This is a genomic window from Pseudomonas sp. LBUM1679 (assembly GCF_059695565.1).
On the sequence record NZ_CP166774.1, the window covers coordinates 239,449 to 258,849 of the forward strand.

Genomic DNA, 19,401 nt, shown 5'->3' on the forward strand with positions numbered 1-19,401 from the left:
ATTCTAAGAGCCACTACCGCGCGGTTCCCTGTAGGAGCCGGCTTGCTGGCGAAGGCGCCTTCAGGCTTGCGGTGAATTCCAGGCCGCCTTCGCTGGCAAGCCAGCTCCTACAGGGGGTTGTGTGGGGCCGCGATTGTTGCGGGATCCCGGATCTGTAGGAGCCGGCTTGCTGGCGAAGAGGTCCGCAGGACCTTCGGAGATTAGTTGCTGATGGCTAAAATACTGGCCTGATACGACCCGACAAACACATCGAAATCGCCGACTTCGTTCTGCTCCAGCTCCACCTGCTGCGCCAGAGACGAACGCGCCCGCTCTTCAAACTTCGCCTGGTCTTCGCTGCTCAACGGCTCGCTGCGGAAATATTCCGCATGCACCTGGCTCTGACGCAGGGAGAACTGAGCAAAACTTTCCTTGTGTTCAGCCATCGCCGCCAGCACTTGGGCCGATGGCGTCAGGGACGGATCCCGGACCTTGGCCAGTTGCGCATCCAAGGCCTTGCTATGGGCCTCGCCGCCGTGGCTCTGATCCAGCAGCGCCGCCAGCGGCGCAATCTTCTCCAGCAACTCGCTGGCCCACTCTTTCATATCCACCGGCTGACCATCGCGTTGCAGTTGCAGGCCCGGACGGCGACCCTCCTTGACCACGCTGAGGAAGTTCGAGGTCGCGTTCCCGCATGAGGTGTTGGTCAGCAGCGGGCTGTCGTTCAGCGCGCAGTACAGCAGGAATGCGTCGAGGAACCGCGACTCCGGCAGGTCGATGCCCATCGGCAGGAACGGGTTGATGTCCAGGCAGCGCACCTCGACGTACTGAATGCCACGGGCCACCAGGGCCTGGATCGGCCGTTCACCGGTGTAGGTCACGCGTTTGGGGCGGATGTTGGAGTAGTACTCGTTTTCGATCTGCAGGATATTGGTGTTGAGCTGGACCCACTCACCATCCTTGTGCGTGCCGATCTCGACATAGGGTGCATAGGGCGTGGCCACCGCTTTGCGCAGGCTGTCGGTGTAGCTGGCCAGATCGTTGTAGCAGGGCGTCAGGCCGGCCTGGGCATTGCTCTGGTAGCCCAGGTCGCTCATGCGCAAGCTGGTGGCATACGGCAGGTACAGGGTATCCGGGTCCAGTTGTTCCAACTGGTGCGAACGGCCGCGCAAGAAGCCGGCGTCCAGCGCTGGCGAAGCGCCGAACAGGTACATCAGCAACCAGCTATAGCGACGGAAGTTACGAATCAGCGCGATATAGGCCGACGACTGATAGTCGCGGTCGGTGCCGACAAAGCCTTCAGACGCTTTGAGCAGCGGCCAGAGCTTCTCCGGCAGGGAAAAGTTGTAATGGATCCCGGCGATGCACTGCATGGTCTTGCCGTAGCGCAGGGCCAGGCCCTTGCGGTAGACGTACTTGAGCTGACCGATGTTGGAGGTGCCGTAATAGGCGATCGGGATATCTTCCTCGGCCGGCAGCGGGCACGGCATCGATGGACTCCACAGGTACTCGTTGCCGAGCTTGCTGTAGGCAAAACGGTGAATGCTGTCCAGGCTCGCCAAGGTGTCCGCGGGATCGGGCAGGGCCGGGGTGATGAACTCCAGCAGCGACTCGGAATAGTCGGTGGTGATTTGTTCGTTGGTCAGCGCGGAACCCAATTCTTCCGGGTGCGGCGTTTGCGCCAGGCGACCTTCGCCGGTCACGCGCAGGCATTCACGTTCGATGCCGTGAAGACACTGCTCGAGCAGAGAGAGGTTAGCGCGCTCGCCGAGCAGAGCCAGGCGGCGGTTGAGAAGTTCGCTCAAGTTGGATTCCTTCACGCGTCAGTCGCCCCAATATGGGGGTGGGCAAGACGGTCTACAAGGGTGAAGTTGAAACTGGCGTTTTCGCCTGGTTTTTGAGCCGGTCAGACCAGTGTCAGTCAGCCAAGTCGCCACAATCCCTGTGGGAGCAGCCGGTCGACGCTCGATTGCTCGCGATGGCGGTGTATCAGACGACATGGAAGTTGACTGACACGCCCTCATCGCGAGCAAGCTCGCTCCCACAGGTTTTCTTAGCGCTGAAATTACCTCAAATGGAGGACATCTAGCTACAGGACAGCGAACGTGCCCTGTGCTTTTGCGACAAGTTTTTCGCCTTGCATCACGTCGGCTTCGACCACCAGTGTGCGGCGGCCCGGGTGAATGACCCGTGCCGTGCACATCACTGCACCGTCAGAAACGGCGCGAATGTAGTTGATCTTGCATTCGATGGTCACGCTCTGCTGGTCAAAGCCATGGCTGCTGGAACAGGCCAGCCCCATGGCAATGTCCACCAGGCTGAACAAGGCCCCGCCGTGCAGCTTGCCGCCGCGATTGCGCAGCGCTGGCTCAAGCGCCAGGGCGACTTGCGCCACCCCGGTTTCCAGGCTGTGCAAGCGACACCCCAGCAGCTTGAAAAACGCGCTTTCGGTCAGGCCGGCAGGCAGTTCCATCAGCGTTTCTTCAGCTGCTTGGCGTTGGCGAACAGCGAAGCCATGGCATTGTTGGCCGGAGCCGCTGCCGTGGTTTCCTTGCGCGGTGCGTTGTTCTGCGACTGGCGCGGAGCCGAACCAGGACGCGCGCCACGGGCACCGTCGATTTTCTCGCCCGGGGTGTCGCTCATGCGCATCGACAGGCCCACGCGTTTACGCGGGATGTCCACTTCCATGACCTTTACTTTCACCACGTCACCGGCTTTCACCGCTTCGCGGGGGTCCTTGATGAACTTCTCCGAAAGCGCAGAGATGTGCACCAAACCGTCCTGATGCACGCCGATGTCGACGAATGCGCCGAAGTTCGTCACGTTAGTCACCACGCCTTCGAGGATCATGCCCGGTTGCAGGTCCTTGAGGTCTTCGACGCCTTCCTGAAACTCGGCGGTCTTGAACCCGGGACGCGGGTCGCGACCCGGTTTTTCCAGCTCTTGCAGAATGTCGGTGACTGTTGGCAGACCGAACGTCTCGTCAGTGTACTTCTTCGGGTCAAGACGCTTGAGGAACGTGGCGTCGCCGATCAGCGAACGGATGTCGCGGTCGGTCTCGGCGGCGATGCGCTGAACCAGCGGATAGGCTTCAGGGTGAACCGCAGACGAATCCAGCGGGTTGTCGCCGTTCATCACGCGCAGGAAGCCGGCGGCCTGTTCGAAGGTTTTTTCGCCCAGGCGCGCGACTTTCTTCAATGCCGCACGGGTCTTGAATGCGCCATGCTCGTCGCGATGGCTGACGATGTTCTGCGCCAATGTCGCGTTGAGGCCGGAGATACGGGCCAGCAGCGCCACGGAAGCGGTGTTGACGTCGACGCCCACGGCGTTCACGCAGTCCTCGACCACGGCGTCCAGGCCGCGCGCGAGTTTCAGCTGCGATACGTCGTGCTGGTACTGGCCGACACCGATGGACTTCGGATCGATTTTCACCAGTTCGGCCAGCGGATCCTGGAGGCGGCGAGCGATCGACACCGCGCCACGGATCGACACGTCGAGGTCCGGGAATTCCTTGGAAGCCAGTTCCGACGCCGAGTAAACCGATGCACCGGCCTCGGACACCATGACCTTGGTCATCTTCATCGCTGGGTATTTTTTAATCAGTTCAGCCGCCAGCTTGTCGGTTTCGCGGCTGGCAGTGCCGTTGCCGATGGCGATCAGGTCCACCGCATGCTTGGCGCACAGGGCCGCGAGTATCGCGAGGGTCTGGTCCCACTTGTTATGCGGCACATGCGGGTACACCGTGGCGTGATCCAACAGCTTGCCGGTGGCATCGACCACGGCGACCTTGCAACCGGTGCGCAGGCCCGGGTCGAGGCCCAGGGTGGCGCGCGGGCCGGCTGGGGCCGACAGCAGCAAGTCGTGCAGGTTGTGTGCGAACACGTTGATCGCTTCGGTTTCCGCGCCATCGCGCAGTTCGCCCAGCAGGTCGGTTTCCAGGTGGGTGTAGAGCTTGACCTTCCAGGTCCAGCGCACCACTTCACCCAGCCATTTGTCGGCGGCGCGGTTCTGGTTCTGGATGCCGAATTGCTGGCCGATCATGCCTTCGCAGGGGTGCATGGTCCCCGGCAGCTCGTCGCCGACTTTCAACGCAGAGCTGAGGATGCCTTCGTTGCGGCCACGGAAAATCGCCAGGGCGCGGTGCGATGGCATGCTTTTCAGCGGTTCGTCGTGTTCGAAGTAGTCGCGGAACTTGGCGCCTGCCTCTTCCTTGCCGGCGATCACGCGGGCACTGAGGGTGGCTTCCTGCTTGAGGTAGCTGCGCAGCTTGTCCAGGAGGCCGGCGTTTTCGGCGAAGCGCTCCATCAGGATGTACTTGGCGCCTTCGAGGGCTGCCTTCACGTCCGCGACGCCTTTTTCGGCGTCGATGAAGCGCGCTGCTTCGGTTTCAGGGCTCAGGGTCGGGTCGTTGAACAAGCCGTCCGCCAGCTCACCGAGGCCGGCTTCCAGGGCGATCTGGCCCTTGGTGCGGCGTTTTTGCTTGTACGGCAGGTACAAGTCTTCGAGGCGGGTCTTGGTGTCGGCGAGCTTGATGTCGCGTTCAAGCTGCGGGGTCAGCTTGCCTTGCTCCTGGATGCTGGAGAGGATACTGATACGCCGTTCGTCGAGTTCTCGCAGGTAGCGCAGACGCTCTTCCAGATGACGCAGCTGGATGTCATCGAGGCTGCCGGTCACTTCTTTCCGGTAGCGGGCGATAAAGGGCACCGTGGAGCCTTCATCGAGTAGCGCGACGGCCGCTTCGACCTGTTGTGGGCGTACACCGAGTTCCTCGGCGATGCGGCTGTTGATGCTGTCCATAAAACCACCTGACAAATTGTGAAAGCAGGCTCGCAGGCACAGGGTAAAAGGCTCGGCGAGTCTGGTTGAGCGGCCTGGCCTGCGCCGCTACCTGGATCAACAGGCTTCCCGTTGACCCGTGAAATCGAACAATTACTGCCGATGCCGTGAAAATAAAAAAGCAGCCACCGCAGTAATGATCAGACGTTGCCTGACACAAAAGGCCGCGCATTATAACCAGCGTTCGGTCATTCGGGGGCATCAGAGGCTGTAGGCACAATGCCCGGATTCCTGGCGGAGAAGGAAAAATCTGCTAACAATGCACACGGTGCGTATAACGGCAGCTACGCCATAATGCGCGCCGAGATCAAAGGAGCATCCAATGAGCAGCACTGCAAACATTGCTGAAGGCGAAAAAATTCTTATCGTTGACGACGATCCTGGGCTCAGCAGCCTGCTGGAACGCTTTTTCGTCAGCAAGGGCTACCGCGCCCGCGCCGTCCCGAACACCGAGCAAATGGACCGCCTGCTGGCGCGTGAAGTGTTCAACCTGGTCGTCCTCGACCTGATGTTGCCCGGCGAAGACGGCTTGACCGCCTGCCGCCGCCTGCGCGGTGCGAACAATCAGATTCCAATCATCATGCTCACCGCCAAGGGCGATGAGCTGAGCCGCATCAAGGGCCTCGAGCTGGGCGCCGACGATTACCTGGCCAAACCATTCAACCCGGACGAGCTGATGGCTCGGGTCAAAGCGGTCCTGCGCCGTCAGGCAGCACCGGTGCCAGGCGCGCCGGGCAGCGAAGACGAAAGCGTGACCTTTGGTGACTACGAGCTGTCCCTGGCTACCCGCGAACTCAAGCGCGGCGACGAAGTGCACATGCTCACCACCGGGGAGTTCGCAGTGCTCAAGGCACTGGTGATGAACGCGCGCCAGCCACTGACCCGCGATAAACTGATGAATCTGGCCCGTGGTCGCGAGTGGGATGCGCTGGAGCGTTCCATCGACGTGCAGATTTCCCGTCTGCGCCGGATGATCGAACCTGATCCATCCAAGCCACGCTACATCCAGACGGTATGGGGCGTGGGTTACGTGTTCGTTCCGGATGGCGCTGCCACCAAGTGATCGGAAATTTGTAGGAGCGGGTCTTGCGGATGATTTGTCCGCAGACTCGCCAACCGCAATGTGCGAGCATCGCTCGCTCCTGCAAGTGTTAACGGTTATTCATGAAAACCCCGGTCTGGTTCCCCCAAAGCTTCTTCGCCCGCACCCTGTGGCTGGTACTGATTGTCGTCCTGTTTTCCAAGGCGCTGACCCTGGTTTATCTGTTGATGAACGAGGACGTGCTGGTGGACCGCCAATACAGCCACGGCGTCGCCCTGACGCTTCGCGCCTACTGGGCAGCGGATGAAGAAAACCGCGAGAAGATCGCCGATGCCGCCACCCTGATCAGGGTGGTGGGTGCCGGTGTGCCGGAAGGTGAACAGCACTGGCCGTACAGCGAGATCTACCAGCGACAGATGCAGGCCGAACTGGGAGCCGATACCGAAGTGCGATTACGCATGCACTCGCCGCCGGCGCTGTGGGTTCGGGCTCCCAGCCTGGGCGATGGCTGGCTGAAAGTGCCGCTTTACCCGCATCCGTTGCGGGGCCAGAAAATCTGGAATGTCCTCGGCTGGTTCCTCGCCATCGGCCTGCTGTCCACCGCCTCGGCGTGGATCTTCGTCAGCCAGCTAAACCAACCCTTGAAACGTCTGGTCTATGCCGCTCGGCAACTCGGCCAGGGTCGCAGCGTGCGCCTGCCGATCAGCGACACGCCCAGTGAAATGACCGAGGTGTACCGTGCCTTCAACCAGATGGCCGAAGACGTCGAACAGGCTGGGCGCGAGCGCGAATTGATGCTGGCCGGGGTGTCCCACGACCTGCGCACACCGCTGACCCGTTTGCGGCTGTCCCTGGAGTTGATGGGCGACCATAGCGACCTCACGGACGACATGGTGCGCGATATTGAAGACATGGACGCGATTCTCGACCAGTTCCTGGCCTTCATCCGCGATGGCCGTGACGAGTCGGTGGAAGAGGTGGACTTGACTGACCTGGTGCGCGAAGTTGCCGCGCCGTACAACCAGAATGAAGAAAAAGTCCAGCTACGCCTGGAGCCGATTCAACCCTTTCCCTTGCGTCGGGTGTCGATGAAGCGGCTGCTGAATAACCTGATAGGCAACGCGCTGCATCACGCTGGCAGCGGGGTCGAAGTGGCGGCTTATGTGTCCGGGGATGTCAGCGCACCCTATGTGGTGCTGAGTGTCATGGACCGGGGAGCGGGGATTGATCCGTCGGAGCTGGAAGCGATCTTCAATCCGTTCACCCGCGGTGATCGTGCCCGGGGCGGGAAGGGGACCGGGTTGGGATTGGCAATCGTGAAGCGGATTGCTTCGATGCATGGCGGCAATGTCGAACTGCGCAACCGGTCCGGTGGCGGGCTGGAAGCGCGGGTGCGGTTGCCGTTGGGGTTGATGTTGCCGCGGGATGCGGTCTGACGACAGCTACAAGCCTCAAGCCTCAAGCGAAAAGCAGGTCCAGCGTTAGACCGCCGTCGCTTTTCCCTTGCAGCTTGAAGCTTGCCACTTAAAGCTGCCTTTATCCTTTGCCTTTGGTGCGCGTCATATTCGGCCCACCATTCTTCTCCAGATGCTCGATGATGATCCCCGCGACATTCTTGCTGGTGGTGGTTTCAATCCCCTCCAGCCCCGGCGACGAGTTCACTTCCATCACCAGCGGACCATGATTGGAACGCAGGATATCCACGCCGGCCACGGCCAACCCCATCACCTTTGCCGCCCGCAATGCCGTCATGCGCTCTTCCGGCGTGATCTTGATCAGGCTGGCGCTGCCGCCCCGGTGCAGGTTGGAGCGAAACTCCCCGGGCTTGGCCTGGCGTTTCATCGCCGCAATCACCTTGTCGCCGACCACGAAGCAGCGAATGTCCGCACCGCCGGCTTCCTTGATGTATTCCTGAACCATGATGTTCTGCTTGAGGCCCATGAACGCCTCGATCACCGACTCCGCCGCGGTCGCAGTTTCACACAGCACCACGCCGATACCCTGGGTACCTTCCAGCACCTTGATCACCAGCGGCGCGCCGTTGACCATCGCGATCAAATCGGGAATGTCATCCGGGGAGTGGGCAAAACCGGTGACCGGCAAACCGATCCCGCGGCGCGACAGCAATTGCAGCGAACGCAGTTTGTCCCGCGAGCGGGCGATGGCCACCGATTCGTTGAGCGGAAACACGCCCATCATTTCGAACTGGCGCAACACCGCGCAGCCATAAAACGTCACCGACGCACCGATCCGTGGAATCACCGCGTCGAAACCTTCCAGCGGCTTGCCGCGGTAGTGGATCTGCGGCTTGTGGCTGGCAATGTTCATGTAGGCGCGCAAGGTGTCGATCACCACCATTTCATGGCCACGCTCAGTCCCGGCTTCAACCAGACGACGAGTGGAATACAGACGCGGGTTTCGCGACAGCACAGCGATCTTCATGCAACACCTGTGGAGGAGGTAGATACCGGGAACACCGGCTTGTCTTGTACGTATTTAATGCCCGGATTGACCACCAGCTGGCCGTCGATCAGGGCTTTGGAACCGAGTAACAGGCGATACCGCATGGACTTGCGGCAGGCGAGCGTGAACTCGACCCGCCAGACCCGATCACCGAGGGCCAGTGTAGTGCTGACCACGTAGCGCATCTGCGCGTGGCCGTTGGAGCTTTTGATGGTTTTGCGCGTCACCAGCGGTGCTTCGCAGCGCCGGTGGCGCAGTTGCACCACCGTGCCCAGGTGCGCAGTAAAGCGCACCCACTGTTCGCCCTCGCGCTCGAATGGCTCGATGTCGGTGGCGTGCAGACTGGAGGTGCTGGCGCCGGTGTCGATTTTTGCCCGCAGGCCTGCGACTCCCAAATCCGGGAGCGCCACCCACTCGCGCAGACCGACAACGGTCAAATGGTCAAATGTCTTCAATAGGAAAAAACCGGCGATTAACGCGTCCAGGCGCCAGGTGAGACCTGGGCCAACGCTTTGAATGCGGGCCTGGCGAACCAGTAACCCTGCATCAGAAATATTCCACAGTCCGCCAGGAAATCCCGTTCTCCAGCGCTTTCAATGCCTTCGGCAATGACTGTAACGTCCAACTCCGCACAGATTGTGACAATCCCTCGAACGATAGCCTGACGAACACGATCGCGGTCGACATCGCGGATCAGTGCCATGTCGAGTTTGATCAGGTCCGGTTGGAAATCAGCCAGCAGATTGAGCCCCGAGTAGCCCGCGCCGAAATCGTCGATGGCGGTCTTGAAGCCGAATTCGCGGTATTCACGCAGAATATTAGTCAAATGGCGATAGTTATCTACGTGCTGGCTTTCCAGGGTTTCGAAAATCAGCCGCTCGATGGGGAAATCGTGTTTTTTTGCCGCCTCCAGGGTGCTGCGAATACACAGCTCCGGACGGTAAACGGCGTTAGGCATGAAGTTGATCGACAAGTGTGTCTGCATATTTAAATTTGCCGCGCCTTCAATGGCCCGGGTCCGGCAGAGCTGGTCGAAACGGTAGCGGTTGTCGTCGGTGATCCGGTCGAGCACCGACAGCGCACCCTCTCCGGCAACGCCTCGTACCAATGCTTCATGGGCGAAAATGGACTGGTCGCGCAGATCGACGATCGGTTGATAGGCGAAGGCAAAGTCGAAGCCCAGTGGCTTGCTCTGTTGGCAACCCTGGCAATCGACCTTGGGCGAAGTCAATGAAGTCGGAAATATAGTCACTCGATCACTCCATGCCGGTGAACCGGCCTTGATCACATTCTATCTGGAGGGCCGGGTTCTTGCGCCCGACAGAAACGGTAGTACAGTTCCGACTATGGGCTGAAAGAGGAATTCAAGTGACACAAAAACAGGAAGAGGACGACAAGGTCCGTCTCGATAAGTGGTTGTGGGCCGCGCGTTTTTATAAAACACGTGCCTTGGCCAAGGCGGCGATAGAAGGCGGCAAGGTGCATTGCCGGGGCGAGCGCTGCAAACCGGGCAAGGAACCGAGGATCGGCGACGAGTTTCAGATTCGCCAAGGTTTCGAGGAACGCACGGTGGTGGTCCAGGCGTTATCCATTGTGCGCCGTGGCGCGCCGCAGGCTCAGGCGCTCTATGCCGAAACCGAAGGCAGCGTCGCCAAACGCGAAGCGGCGGCGGCCATGCGCAAGGCCGGGGCGCTGGGCGTGAGCACCGATGGCAAGCCCAGCAAGAAACAGCGACGGGATTTGTTCAAGTTTCGTGGCAGTAGCAATGACGAGTAGAGCTGTTGAACCTATGTCGTCCGGGCGAAATTGCACGAAGCTGACCGGCGCGGGTTTCACCTTGCTTGGAACAAACGCCGGATTGTCCATAAAATGCCTCCCTTGGTTGAACGTTGCGCACCACATCGGTGCGACAGAAGCAATTCAACGCTTGTAACCCTATTGCCATTACTTCAGATACCCAGACCTATGACCGACCTGACGGATACCGACTACACCCAACGCTTCATCTTCGATGACAGCGACACCCGCGGCGAGCTGGTTACGTTGGAGCGAAGCTATGCCGAAGCTCTTGCCAAACATCCCTATCCGGAGCCGGTGGCACAACTGCTTGGCGAACTGATGGCGGCAGCGTCGTTGCTGGTCGGCACCTTGAAGTTCGATGGCTTGCTGATTCTTCAGGCCCGCTCCGATGGCCCGGTGCCGCTGCTGATGATCGAATGTTCCAGCGAACGTGAGATCCGCGGGCTGGCCCGTTATGAGGCCGACAGGATTGCACCTGATGCGACCCTCGCCGACCTGATGCCCAACGGCGTATTGGCACTGACCGTCGATCCGGCCCAGGGCCAGCGCTACCAGGGCATCGTCGATCTTGACGGTGAAACCCTGTCGGATTGTTTCACCAACTATTTCGTCATGTCGCAGCAGGTGAATACGCGTTTCTGGCTGTACGCCGATGGCCGTCGTGCCCGCGGCCTGTTGCTGCAGCAATTACCCGCCGACCGTCTGAAAGATGCAGAAGAACGCGCCGCCAGCTGGCAGCACATCACCGCGCTGGCCAGCACCCTGACCGCCGATGAATTGCTTGGTCTAGACAACGAAACCGTACTTCATCGCCTCTACCACGAAGAGCAAGTCCGTCTGTTCGATGTGCAAAAACTGCGCTTCCGTTGCAGCTGCTCGCGCGAACGATCTGCCAATGCTCTGGTCAGTTTGGGACTTGAAGATGCGCAGGCACTGGTCATCGAACACGGTGGCAACATCGAGATCGACTGCCAGTTCTGCAACGAGCGCTACCTGTTCGACGCCGCCGATATCGTTCAATTATTCGCCGGTGCGGGCGTCGAGACGCCGTCAGATACCCGTCACTAAAACGGTTCAGCGCAGGTAAATTCACTGGTTAGTGCCGGATTTACGCCGTAACGACGGGAGGGCCCTACTATTTTTGGGCTTTTCTGGCATAATCCGGCCCACTTTTTTCGCGGTAGTAGTGCACGACTTTCTACTACAAAACGTTTGGAGCACACTCGGCCAATGGCCGACGGGGAACCTCATGACGCAAGCCAATAACGCCGTGTACACCGATCTGAGTGTTGATGATCTGGTTAAAGAAGCCCTCAATCGCGGTGAAGGCGAGCTTGCCGATACCGGCGCGCTGGTTGTTCGCACCGGTCACCGTACCGGCCGCTCGCCAGTCGATCGTTTCATCGTTGAAGAACCGACCACCCAGGACGCCATCGCCTGGGGCCCGATCAACCGCAAGTTCCCGGCCGACAAGTTCGATGCCCTGTGGGCTCGCGTCGAGGCATTCAACAACGCGCAAGAGCATTTCGTTTCCCATGTGCATGTAGGTGCGTCGGAAGATCACTACCTGGCCGTGAAGATGACCACCCAGACTGCCTGGCAGAACCTGTTCGGTCGTTGCCTGTTCATCAATCCGGCCCAGTACAACCCGGCTGGCCGTGACGAGTGGCAGGTGCTCAACGTTGCCAACTTCGAATGCGTTCCAGAACGTGACGGCACCAACTCCGACGGTTGCGTGATCCTCAACTTCGCACAGAAGAAAGTGCTGATCGCCGGCATGCGTTACGCCGGTGAAATGAAGAAAGCCATGTTCTCGGTGCAGAACTTCCTGCTGCCGGCCGCCGACGTGCTGCCGATGCACTGCGCCGCCAACATCGGCGAAGCGGGCGACGTGACGCTGTTCTTCGGTCTGTCCGGCACCGGCAAGACCACCCTGTCCGCCGATGAAAGCCGTTACCTGATCGGTGACGACGAGCACGGCTGGGGTGAAGGCGTTGTCTTCAACATCGAAGGCGGCTGCTACGCCAAGTGCATCGACCTGTCCGAGAAGAACGAGCCGGTCATCTGGAAAGCCATCAAGCACGGCGCAGTCCTGGAAAACGTCGTTATCGATGACGCCAAGCACGCCGATTACGCTGATGTCAGCCTGACCCAGAACAGCCGCGCCGCCTACCCGCTGGAGCATGTTGCCAAGCGTTCCGAGAAAAACCTCGGTGGCGAGCCAAACGCTGTGATCTTCCTGACCTGCGACCTGACCGGCGTCCTGCCGCCAGTCTCGATCCTCAGCGAAGAACAAGCGGCCTACCACTTCCTGTCCGGCTACACCGCGCTGGTGGGCTCGACCGAAATGGGTTCCGGCAGCGGCATCAAGTCGACCTTCTCCACCTGCTTCGGCGCACCGTTCTTCCCGCGTCCGGCCGGCGAATACGCAGAGCTGCTGATCAAGCGCATCCGCGGCTTCGGCTCCAAGGTCTACCTGGTCAACACCGGCTGGACCGGCGGCGGCTACGGCGTCGGCAAACGCTTCAACATCCCGACCACTCGCGGCGTGATCGCAGCGATCCAGAGCGGCGCGTTGATCGGTGCCGAAACCGAACACCTCGACACCATCAACCTCGACGTGCCACTGGCCGTACCGGGCGTTGAGACTGGCCTGTTGAACCCACGTAACACCTGGGCCGACAAGGCTGCTTACGATGAAGCCGCCAAGGCATTGGCTGGGTTGTTCGTTGAGAACTTCAAGAAGTTCGACGTGAGCGACGCAATCAAGGCTGCTGGGCCGAAGTTGTAAGGGTTGGTTTGATGTAATGAAAAAGCCGCCTTTAAGGCGGCTTTTTTGTGGGTGCTAGAAGGGCATACAGGAGATCAGTGTCATTGATTGCCCGTATTAGGTTTAGTGTTTTTCTTGGTTAACAAATTGGATAAAGAGTGAGTGTTCCAAGGGAAATCAGCAGTAATGTCCGATTTGGAGGTGGGGCTTTCAAATGCTCCCGTTTCCCTGTCGCGAACAGGTGACGATACCTTCACTGGAGTAACGCTACGTGCTCGTTGGCGTTTACTGGCTGCGAGGTTTGCTTTTGAGGTTAATTGGGCGTCTTGCAGGTGACGCCCCAACTCATCCACCGCGGCGAGCTTGCTCAAGTCTTTTTCCAAGCCCAGCACCTGCATCACTGACACATAAGCTCCCACTGTCACACCTGACCCGCCTGACTCTAGAGAGCGCAGTGTTGTCAGTGACATGCCAGCCCTTTCGGCAACCCGCTTGGCTGTCAGTTTACGGCGCAGCCGAGCGAGTTTGAGTCGCTCGCCAAACTCAGAGAGCAGCTTGGATGCTGCTGGCAAGAGCGGCGCTGTTTTCTTAGCCATGTACCATTATTCCTTCATTTTGAAGCCTGAACAGCCAGAATAATGGCACTTGTGTGTTCGGCCAGATGCTTTCCAAGGCCCGTGTTTCCCACCGTTGCACCTTGATCGCTCTGTAGAGCATGCCGATGGTCAGTGGGACTTTTTCGCCGCGACCCTTGGCCCTGCGTTTAAGGAACACATCAATTCCTTCAGGCTGGAAGTAGCGATAGCCGTCGTAGTCGATGAAGTCGATTGCGAATTGTTCTTCGAGCGCTTCCATCAGGTGTCGTGCATCAGCGTCGTCGCAACCCAGATCGAAGTTGATCGAGGTGGTGACGCTGATGGTTTTGCGTTCAGGCAGGCCGAGTTCTTCGTGCAGCAACTGCATTAGCAGATGCATGGTGTGGTCGTTGGGGAAATTGGGGGCGAGGTTCATTGGGGGTATCCGAAACACAGAGAGCAGCGGTCAACTCATTGGTGGTGGCGTATCCAACTGGTCACCAATGCAATGCTCGAAGATAGCTTCGAGACCACGATAATCACAGGTTACCGCATCGATATTCGCCGGAACCCATGCAGTGTCTTTGATCAGCCACCAGTCCACAGCAAACCCTGCATTGATGATGATCTGCTCAAACAAGATTCGCTGAGCTCGACCGTTACCTTCGCGAAAAGGGTGAATTACATTTAGGTCACCGTAGGTTTCCGCAATATTAGCAACGAGCTCCGCCTTACTGACGCCTACGAACCAAGCAGCACTTTCCATGAAGCGAAAAATTTTCTGGGCTTCCGGAGCGATTCGTTCTGCTGTGCAGAAAAGCGTGTCTCCTTTCCGAATATTCACTGTCCTTAGCAGTCCCGCCCATTCGTAGACATCGGAAAACAAGGATTTATGAATATGTTGAAAAACGCTGAGGTCGAACGGAGGGGGGATGAGACGGAATTTGCTGACGGCGATTTCTGAGAGTTCTCGTTCCGCTTTTTGTAGTTGCTCTTCATCATGAATGTTGAGCAGATTACGCAAAACGTCACTTTCAGGGTAGCAATAGGGGTCTTGACCGACCCCGTATTTGTCCACCATTAACGTGGATTCTGACGATATTTATTGAGTACCGACTCTCGCGTAGGGAGCGGCTTATCAGCATCGGCACGAGAAGTTTCGAAGCCTTCAAGGCGCAAGCTCGCCAAGTAATTTGAACGGCGCACCCTGTCGTAATAATCCTGTTTTTGCTGAAAAGTCAGTTCACTCATGACATCTGCCTCTTGGTGCAATGAGTAAGTGTAGCTCAAACGATCTGGTCGATAGACCGATATTTTTGATGTTTTGCGAGAAGGCCAGCGCTCGCCCCGAACGATCTCGTCCATTTGTTGCACACTTTCCATCAGCTCATCAAAAAACATGCTCATGGTTATCTCCGCTGTTTGATGCCAGCTTTCTACGCTGTTTGATCGTTCTCACGCAGAACGTGAGAACGACTTTTTCACTCAATTTCAGGCCGGGGCTTTCCAGTTCAGCATGCGTTGCTGGGCGACTTTGAGCAGGTCACAGCCGTCCTGGGTCAGGAGGTAGAGCGCGTGGGTGATGTGGGGAATGTCTTCGACGTCGCCTTGCTCGAAGCATTGGCAGTGCAGGGTTCGGAGCAATTCGCTGGAGGCTCGGATGCACTGGAGGGCGGCTTCCAGGATGTCATGGGGGTTGGCTTGTGTGTCGATGATCAGGGGCGGGGAATCGGTGAGGTTGGTTTGGAGTGGGCGGTATCGGTTTACGAACGGGTTTAATGTGGTCACTGAGGGACACCTCTATCTAATTGAAAAAATGTGCGTCTCTTTTTCGAGTGACCAAACTCGAGTCGCTGATTTGGCAGCGACTGTTCGACTATAAAAGCGAGCTCCCCGGCTGCGATAGAGGACGAGGTACTTTCAGTTGTAGGACCCAGATGAAGATTTCGTGGGGCGATGCCTACAGGTTTATTCAGCGCGATATTTTTTGCGATTGAGATCAGGCGCACCGCGTTATCGTTCTTCGCGGGCAAGCCTCGCTCCTACAGGAGATCGTGGTAGGTATCAGCCTGCGGTGGTTTTGGGTAATCGCTGTCGGGCCACCTCGAGCAGTTCGTGGCCGTCCTGGGTCAGCAGGTACAGCGCGCTGACGATGTTGGGAATGTCGCTCGCGTCCGCCTGTTTGAAACACAGGCAATACAGTGTTTCGAGCAGGTCGCTGGCGGCGCGGATGCGTTGGCGGGCGGCGTCGAGGATTTCGTGAGGATCGGCTTCGGTGTCGATGACCAGCACGGGGGTGTCGCTGTAGCTTGTTCTGAGCGGGCGGTAGCGGTCTTTGAGCGGATCGGTGTTGTTCATCGAGGTCAGTCCTGTGGGAAGTCGGGCAGTCTCGCCGGCAGGCCGACACACTGTTTCAGCCTCGCCGGAAACTATAGAAGGGGGACGCGCCACAGGACAAGACGGCCGCGATGGACAGGTTTTGTAGGGGTTTTCCAGCCCTTGGGATTCGACCTACAGGTTTGCGCGGTTTTTTACAGCAGATTCCCTGGAGGTAAAAAATCCCACGGGTTTGTCAGGCGGAGCGCGACACCCCTCGGTACGATGCGCGCCAGAATGTGTAAGACTTTTCTAAAGTGTCTGGTCGTGATGGCTGGCCGGAGGCTGGCGCGAGGCCGCTTCAAGGTCCATCAAACCTCTACCGTACGCTTCACTGTTGGCATAGATGCCAGTCCGGTTCGCCGTTGCCAGCAGGCGTTCGCGCACTTGCTGCGCGGTAAGCTCGGGATAGCGGCTGTGCAAGGCCGCCAGGGCACCGCTGACCAGCGCGGCAGCAGGTGAGGTGCCTGCGGTCTGTACGTATTCCCCATCCTTGCCGGTGGTCAGCAGGCCTTGCCCTGCGCCGGAATCGCCACCCGGTACGGCGATGCACCAGGCTGCCGCCACGCCGCAGTAGTTGGACTTGGCATTGATGCCGCTGCCGTCGCTTTTCAATGCCACCACGGCGATCCAGCCCTGTTCCAGTTCGGGCAGGGCGAGTGGCAAGCCGGGTTCGGCCAGCGGTTCACGTTTCAGTTCATTTCCGGTCGGGAACACAAATACCGCGCCTTCCCGGACCAGTTTTCGCGCGGTCACCAACGACTCCGGCATGACCTGGTTGTAGCGTGCCTCGTTGATCTCGGTCGCCGGGATGGCATTGGCCCACGAGTTGTTGAGAATGCGCGCGCCCTTGTCGAAACCGGCTTGCCAGGATTGTGCAATCTCACTGTCAAAGAAAAATGGCTCGTTGTCGTCGCCGAAACGAAAGGGGATCAGTTGTGCGTTGAACGCAACACCGTGCATGCCATGGTCATCCTTGTTGGCCGCGAGAATGCCGGCCATCTGGGTGCCGTGACCGATCCGGTCGAGGGTGCCGACCTTGTTCTCGACATAATCGAAGCCCGGATCACGGAGTCTTCCCTGAAAGGCCGGCAGGCTGCTGTTCAGGCCTGAGTCGACCAAAGCTACGGCCACGCCCTGGCCGGTACCGCCGCGGGCATACAGGGTTGAAGCGTGAATGACTGCCAGGCCCTTCTGGGCTCGATACTCCGGTGTTTCGAACCGGGTCGGATCGGTGACGGGTTGCACAGGGGTTGCGAGGCAGCCACTTAACAGCAATGGCAGCGCCAGCGCAGGGGCGAGTGAAAAAGCGGAGGGTTGAAGCATGGTCGTTCCTTGAGGAATATCCGCGCGCATCGGATGTCCTGCCGTGATGAAGTGTCGCGCAGAGTGGTTTATTCGAAGGTGAACCTTACCGGTGGAATTGGGCGCACGGGATGGAGGCAAAGTGCCCCGATTGTTTCGACCTATGGCGAAGGTTGACCCAATGGACGCTGTATCATCCCGTATCGTTTTTGCCCCAGACCTTTTCTCGACTCGCAGCGATCGCCGGCTAGGCTTTTGGCATCGCCGCAGTCAACGGAGTGACAGCTTATGCACAACACCCTGGAACAGGTTTTCGGTTATCCACAGTTTCGGCCCGGCCAGGAAGCGGCGGTCAGCGCGGTGTTGGCCGGGCGCTCGGCGGCGGCGATTTTTCCGACGGGCTCCGGCAAGTCGCTTTGCTACCAATTGCCAGCCTTGTTGCTGCCGCACCTGACGTTGGTGGTCTCGCCGTTGCTGGCGCTGATGCAGGATCAATTGGCCTTCCTGCAACGCCACGGCATTGCGGCGGGCAGTATCGATTCGGCCCAGAGCCGCGAGGATGCCAACGATGTGATGGCCCGGGCGAAGTCCGGCGAGCTGAAGATTTTGATGATTTCCGTGGAGCGCCTGAAAAACGAACGTTTCCGCAATTTCCTGCAGCAGGTGCCGATCTCGCTGCTGGTGGTGGACGAGGCCCACTGTATTTCCGAGTGGGGCCACAACTTCCGCCCCGACTATCTCAAGCTCCCCGACTACCAGCGCCAGTTCAACATCCCTCAGGCACTGCTGCTGACCGCCACGGCGACGCCCAGGGTGATCGCCGATATGGAAGCCAAATTCGCCATCGCCCCGGACGATGTGGTGACCACCGGCTTCTATCGGCCCAACCTCAATCTATTGGTGGAGCCGGTGCGCGGGCAGGACAAACGCCGGCGTCTCGTCGAGTGGATGAGCCAGCGTCCCGGCCAGCCGAGCATCGTCTATGTCACCCTGCAGAAAACCGCCGAGCACATCGCCGAACACCTGGGCCGCAACGGCATTCAGGCCGAGGCCTACCACGCCGGCCTGCCACATGAGCAGCGGGAAGCGATACAGAAGCGATTCATGGGCGGACAGTCCAATTGCATCGTCGCCACCATCGCCTTCGGCATGGGCATCGACAAGAGTGACATCCGCAACGTGGTGCATTTCGACCTGCCCAAATCCATCGAAAACTACAGCCAGGAAATCGGCCGCGCCGGGCGTGACGGACAGCCGTCCGACTGCCTGGTATTGGCCAACCGCGACAGCCTCAATGTGCTGGAAAACTTCGTCTACGGCGACACGCCGGAACTGGACGGCATCCGTTGCGTGCTGGATGAGTTGCAAGCCGCCGCGCCCGAGGGGCAGTGGGAGTTTCTGCTGGGGCCGTTGGCGGATCAGAGCAACATTCGCCAGTTGCCGCTCAAGACCTTGCTGGTGCAGCTGGAGCTGCGCGGGATCATCGCACCGCGTTATGCCTATTACGCCGAATACCGCTTCAAGTATCTGCAGGAGCCCGAGTTTTTGCTGGCGCGTTTCGAGGGTGAGCGCAGGGACTTCGTCGCGGCGATCATCCAGACCTCCACCCGTGCGCGGAGCTGGGCCACGGTGAATTTCGATGCGCTGTACCAGCAGTATCAAGCCGAGCGCAATCGAGTGGTCAAGGCGCTGGATTATTTCCAGGAGAAGGGTTGGGTCGAGCTTGAAAGCAAGCAGATGACCGATGTCTACAGCCTGCTGCAAACGGATTTCGACAGCGAAGCCCTGAGCGCCGAGCTGCACGCGTGTTTCACCCAGCATGAACGCACGGAAATCGCGCGGATTCACGCCATGCTCGAGCTGTTCGCCACCGACCATTGCCTGGGTTATCGCCTGGCGGCGTACTTCGGTGACGAGAATGCGCCGCGCCAATGCGGACATTGTTCGGTGTGTCACGGGCAGGTGGCGCGACTGCCGGCACCACCCGAGCTGCCGGCGCTTGTGGATAAAAACTTCGAAGCGTTGTGCGGCAATTTTATCCTCAGGCATGAGCAGCACACCGCCAGCGTGCCATCGGCCGAGCGTGTGACGCGGTTTTTGTGCGGGATCAGCGTACCGCTGTTTACCAAGCTCAAGGCGCGGTCGATTTCGGGGTTTGCGGCGCTGGAGGATTATCCCTATGGCCAAGTGCGGGAATGGGCCGAGATGCACTTCTGACCTGTTTTCGCCTTAAACTCGCCATCCAACTCCAGGAA

Annotated in this window: 18 protein-coding genes and 1 pseudogene; 6 read left to right on the forward strand and 13 right to left on the reverse strand. The window is 59.1% G+C overall.

Going from position 1 to position 19,401, the window contains the following annotated elements; genetic code table 11:
- Window positions 1-200: 200 nt before the first annotated feature.
- The 3 genes from gshA to ACA062_RS01110 form a co-directional block, all read right to left on the reverse strand.
- Window positions 201-1,784 (reverse strand): glutamate--cysteine ligase, encoded by a 1,584-nt coding sequence (gene gshA, locus ACA062_RS01100; RefSeq protein ID WP_497454860.1) that lies wholly within the window; start codon window positions 1,782-1,784, stop codon window positions 201-203.
- A 284-nt stretch (window positions 1,785-2,068) separates the two neighbouring features.
- The gene (locus ACA062_RS01105) at window positions 2,069-2,452 is read right to left on the reverse strand and encodes a PaaI family thioesterase (RefSeq protein WP_497454861.1); all 384 of its coding nucleotides are present in this window, start codon (window positions 2,450-2,452) and stop codon (window positions 2,069-2,071) included.
- Window positions 2,452-4,776, reverse strand: coding sequence for a Tex family protein (locus ACA062_RS01110; protein WP_497454862.1), 2,325 nt, complete (start codon window positions 4,774-4,776; stop codon window positions 2,452-2,454). The genes ACA062_RS01105 and ACA062_RS01110 overlap by 1 nt, the downstream gene beginning before the upstream one ends.
- A gap of 361 nt (window positions 4,777-5,137) precedes the next feature.
- Here ACA062_RS01110 and ompR point away from each other — a divergent pair, with 361 nt between their 5' ends.
- Together ompR and ACA062_RS01120 are read left to right on the forward strand one after the other, a co-directional pair.
- Window positions 5,138-5,878: an osmolarity response regulator transcription factor OmpR gene (ompR, locus tag ACA062_RS01115; RefSeq protein ID WP_064675389.1), complete on the forward strand. Its 741-nt coding sequence runs from the start codon at window positions 5,138-5,140 to the stop codon at window positions 5,876-5,878.
- A 101-nt stretch (window positions 5,879-5,979) separates the two neighbouring features.
- On the forward strand, window positions 5,980-7,293 hold the full coding sequence (locus ACA062_RS01120; protein WP_497454863.1) for an ATP-binding protein: 1,314 nt from the start codon (window positions 5,980-5,982) through the stop codon (window positions 7,291-7,293).
- Window positions 7,294-7,393: 100 nt separating this feature from the next.
- On the opposite strand, the gene rimK is transcribed toward ACA062_RS01120, so the two are convergent.
- Genes rimK through rimA form a run of 3 tightly spaced genes read right to left on the reverse strand, consistent with a single transcriptional unit; the run spans window position 7,394 to window position 9,572 of the window.
- Window positions 7,394-8,299, reverse strand: coding sequence for a 30S ribosomal protein S6--L-glutamate ligase (gene rimK, locus ACA062_RS01125; RefSeq protein WP_128873839.1), 906 nt, complete (start codon window positions 8,297-8,299; stop codon window positions 7,394-7,396).
- Window positions 8,296-8,775 (reverse strand): retropepsin-like aspartic endopeptidase RimB, encoded by a 480-nt coding sequence (rimB, locus tag ACA062_RS01130; RefSeq protein ID WP_064675392.1) that lies wholly within the window; start codon window positions 8,773-8,775, stop codon window positions 8,296-8,298. Before rimB ends, rimK begins: the two co-directional genes overlap by 4 nt.
- Before the next feature lie 17 nt (window positions 8,776-8,792).
- Window positions 8,793-9,572 (reverse strand): S6 modification regulatory phosphodiesterase RimA, encoded by a 780-nt coding sequence (rimA, locus tag ACA062_RS01135; RefSeq protein ID WP_497454864.1) that lies wholly within the window; start codon window positions 9,570-9,572, stop codon window positions 8,793-8,795.
- A gap of 116 nt (window positions 9,573-9,688) precedes the next feature.
- Here rimA and ACA062_RS01140 point away from each other — a divergent pair, with 116 nt between their 5' ends.
- From ACA062_RS01140 to ACA062_RS01150, 3 genes are all read left to right on the forward strand, one after another.
- On the forward strand, window positions 9,689-10,096 hold the full coding sequence (locus tag ACA062_RS01140; protein ID WP_497454865.1) for an RNA-binding S4 domain-containing protein: 408 nt from the start codon (window positions 9,689-9,691) through the stop codon (window positions 10,094-10,096).
- 189 nt (window positions 10,097-10,285) lie between these two features.
- Entirely contained in the window at window positions 10,286-11,188 is a 903-nt protein-coding gene (hslO, locus tag ACA062_RS01145; RefSeq protein ID WP_497454866.1) for an Hsp33 family molecular chaperone HslO, read from the forward strand.
- A gap of 181 nt (window positions 11,189-11,369) precedes the next feature.
- A complete protein-coding gene (locus ACA062_RS01150; protein WP_497454867.1) occupies window positions 11,370-12,911 on the forward strand; it encodes a phosphoenolpyruvate carboxykinase in 1,542 nt (513 codons plus the stop codon).
- An 80-nt stretch (window positions 12,912-12,991) separates the two neighbouring features.
- Here ACA062_RS01150 and ACA062_RS01155 read toward each other — a convergent pair whose 3' ends face one another.
- The 7 genes and pseudogenes from ACA062_RS01155 to ACA062_RS01185 form a co-directional block, all read right to left on the reverse strand.
- Window positions 12,992-13,486 carry a helix-turn-helix domain-containing protein gene (locus ACA062_RS01155; RefSeq protein ID WP_497454868.1) on the reverse strand — a complete coding sequence of 165 codons (495 nt, stop codon included), beginning with the start codon at window positions 13,484-13,486 and terminating at the stop codon, window positions 12,992-12,994.
- A gap of 64 nt (window positions 13,487-13,550) precedes the next feature.
- Window positions 13,551-13,901: pseudogene (locus ACA062_RS01160) on the reverse strand (DUF1493 family protein); the annotation flags it as partial.
- A 30-nt stretch (window positions 13,902-13,931) separates the two neighbouring features.
- Window positions 13,932-14,546 (reverse strand): putative adenosine monophosphate-protein transferase Fic, encoded by a 615-nt coding sequence (locus ACA062_RS01165; protein ID WP_497454869.1) that lies wholly within the window; start codon window positions 14,544-14,546, stop codon window positions 13,932-13,934.
- Window positions 14,546-14,716, reverse strand: coding sequence for a YhfG family protein (locus tag ACA062_RS01170; RefSeq protein WP_497457341.1), 171 nt, complete (start codon window positions 14,714-14,716; stop codon window positions 14,546-14,548). Before ACA062_RS01170 ends, ACA062_RS01165 begins: the two co-directional genes overlap by 1 nt.
- Before the next feature lie 240 nt (window positions 14,717-14,956).
- Complete coding sequence (locus tag ACA062_RS01175; RefSeq protein ID WP_497454870.1) at window positions 14,957-15,253, reverse strand: hypothetical protein; 297 nt, start codon at window positions 15,251-15,253, stop codon at window positions 14,957-14,959.
- Window positions 15,254-15,529: 276 nt separating this feature from the next.
- Window positions 15,530-15,823, reverse strand: a complete 294-nt coding sequence (locus ACA062_RS01180) for a hypothetical protein (protein WP_497454871.1) — start codon at window positions 15,821-15,823, stop codon at window positions 15,530-15,532.
- A 270-nt stretch (window positions 15,824-16,093) separates the two neighbouring features.
- Window positions 16,094-17,167 (reverse strand): S8 family peptidase, encoded by a 1,074-nt coding sequence (locus tag ACA062_RS01185; protein ID WP_497454872.1) that lies wholly within the window; start codon window positions 17,165-17,167, stop codon window positions 16,094-16,096.
- Between the two features lie 267 nt (window positions 17,168-17,434).
- Here ACA062_RS01185 and ACA062_RS01190 point away from each other — a divergent pair, with 267 nt between their 5' ends.
- Window positions 17,435-19,363 carry a RecQ family ATP-dependent DNA helicase gene (locus ACA062_RS01190; RefSeq protein ID WP_497454873.1) on the forward strand — a complete coding sequence of 643 codons (1,929 nt, stop codon included), beginning with the start codon at window positions 17,435-17,437 and terminating at the stop codon, window positions 19,361-19,363.
- The last annotated feature ends 38 nt before the right edge of the window (window positions 19,364-19,401 follow it).

Bases quoted from the DNA above. Each gene is read 5' to 3' on its own strand.
- ACA062_RS01105 (WP_497454861.1), bottom strand. From the start codon at position 2,452: ATGGAACTGCCTGCCGGCCTGACCGAAAGCGCGTTTTTCAAGCTGCTG.
- ACA062_RS01110 (WP_497454862.1), bottom strand. From the start codon at position 4,776: ATGGACAGCATCAACAGCCGCATCGCCGAGGAACTCGGTGTACGCCCA.
- ompR (WP_064675389.1), top strand. From the start codon at position 5,138: ATGAGCAGCACTGCAAACATTGCTGAAGGCGAAAAAATTCTTATCGTT.
- ACA062_RS01120 (WP_497454863.1), top strand. From the start codon at position 5,980: ATGAAAACCCCGGTCTGGTTCCCCCAAAGCTTCTTCGCCCGCACCCTG.
- rimK (WP_128873839.1), bottom strand. From the start codon at position 8,299: ATGAAGATCGCTGTGCTGTCGCGAAACCCGCGTCTGTATTCCACTCGT.
- hslO (WP_497454866.1), top strand. From the start codon at position 10,286: ATGACCGACCTGACGGATACCGACTACACCCAACGCTTCATCTTCGAT.
- ACA062_RS01150 (WP_497454867.1), top strand. From the start codon at position 11,370: ATGACGCAAGCCAATAACGCCGTGTACACCGATCTGAGTGTTGATGAT.
- ACA062_RS01155 (WP_497454868.1), bottom strand. From the start codon at position 13,486: ATGGCTAAGAAAACAGCGCCGCTCTTGCCAGCAGCATCCAAGCTGCTC.
- ACA062_RS01165 (WP_497454869.1), bottom strand. From the start codon at position 14,546: ATGGTGGACAAATACGGGGTCGGTCAAGACCCCTATTGCTACCCTGAA.
- ACA062_RS01170 (WP_497457341.1), bottom strand. From the start codon at position 14,716: ATGAGTGAACTGACTTTTCAGCAAAAACAGGATTATTACGACAGGGTG.
- ACA062_RS01180 (WP_497454871.1), bottom strand. From the start codon at position 15,823: ATGAACAACACCGATCCGCTCAAAGACCGCTACCGCCCGCTCAGAACA.
- ACA062_RS01185 (WP_497454872.1), bottom strand. From the start codon at position 17,167: ATGCTTCAACCCTCCGCTTTTTCACTCGCCCCTGCGCTGGCGCTGCCA.
- ACA062_RS01190 (WP_497454873.1), top strand. From the start codon at position 17,435: ATGCACAACACCCTGGAACAGGTTTTCGGTTATCCACAGTTTCGGCCC.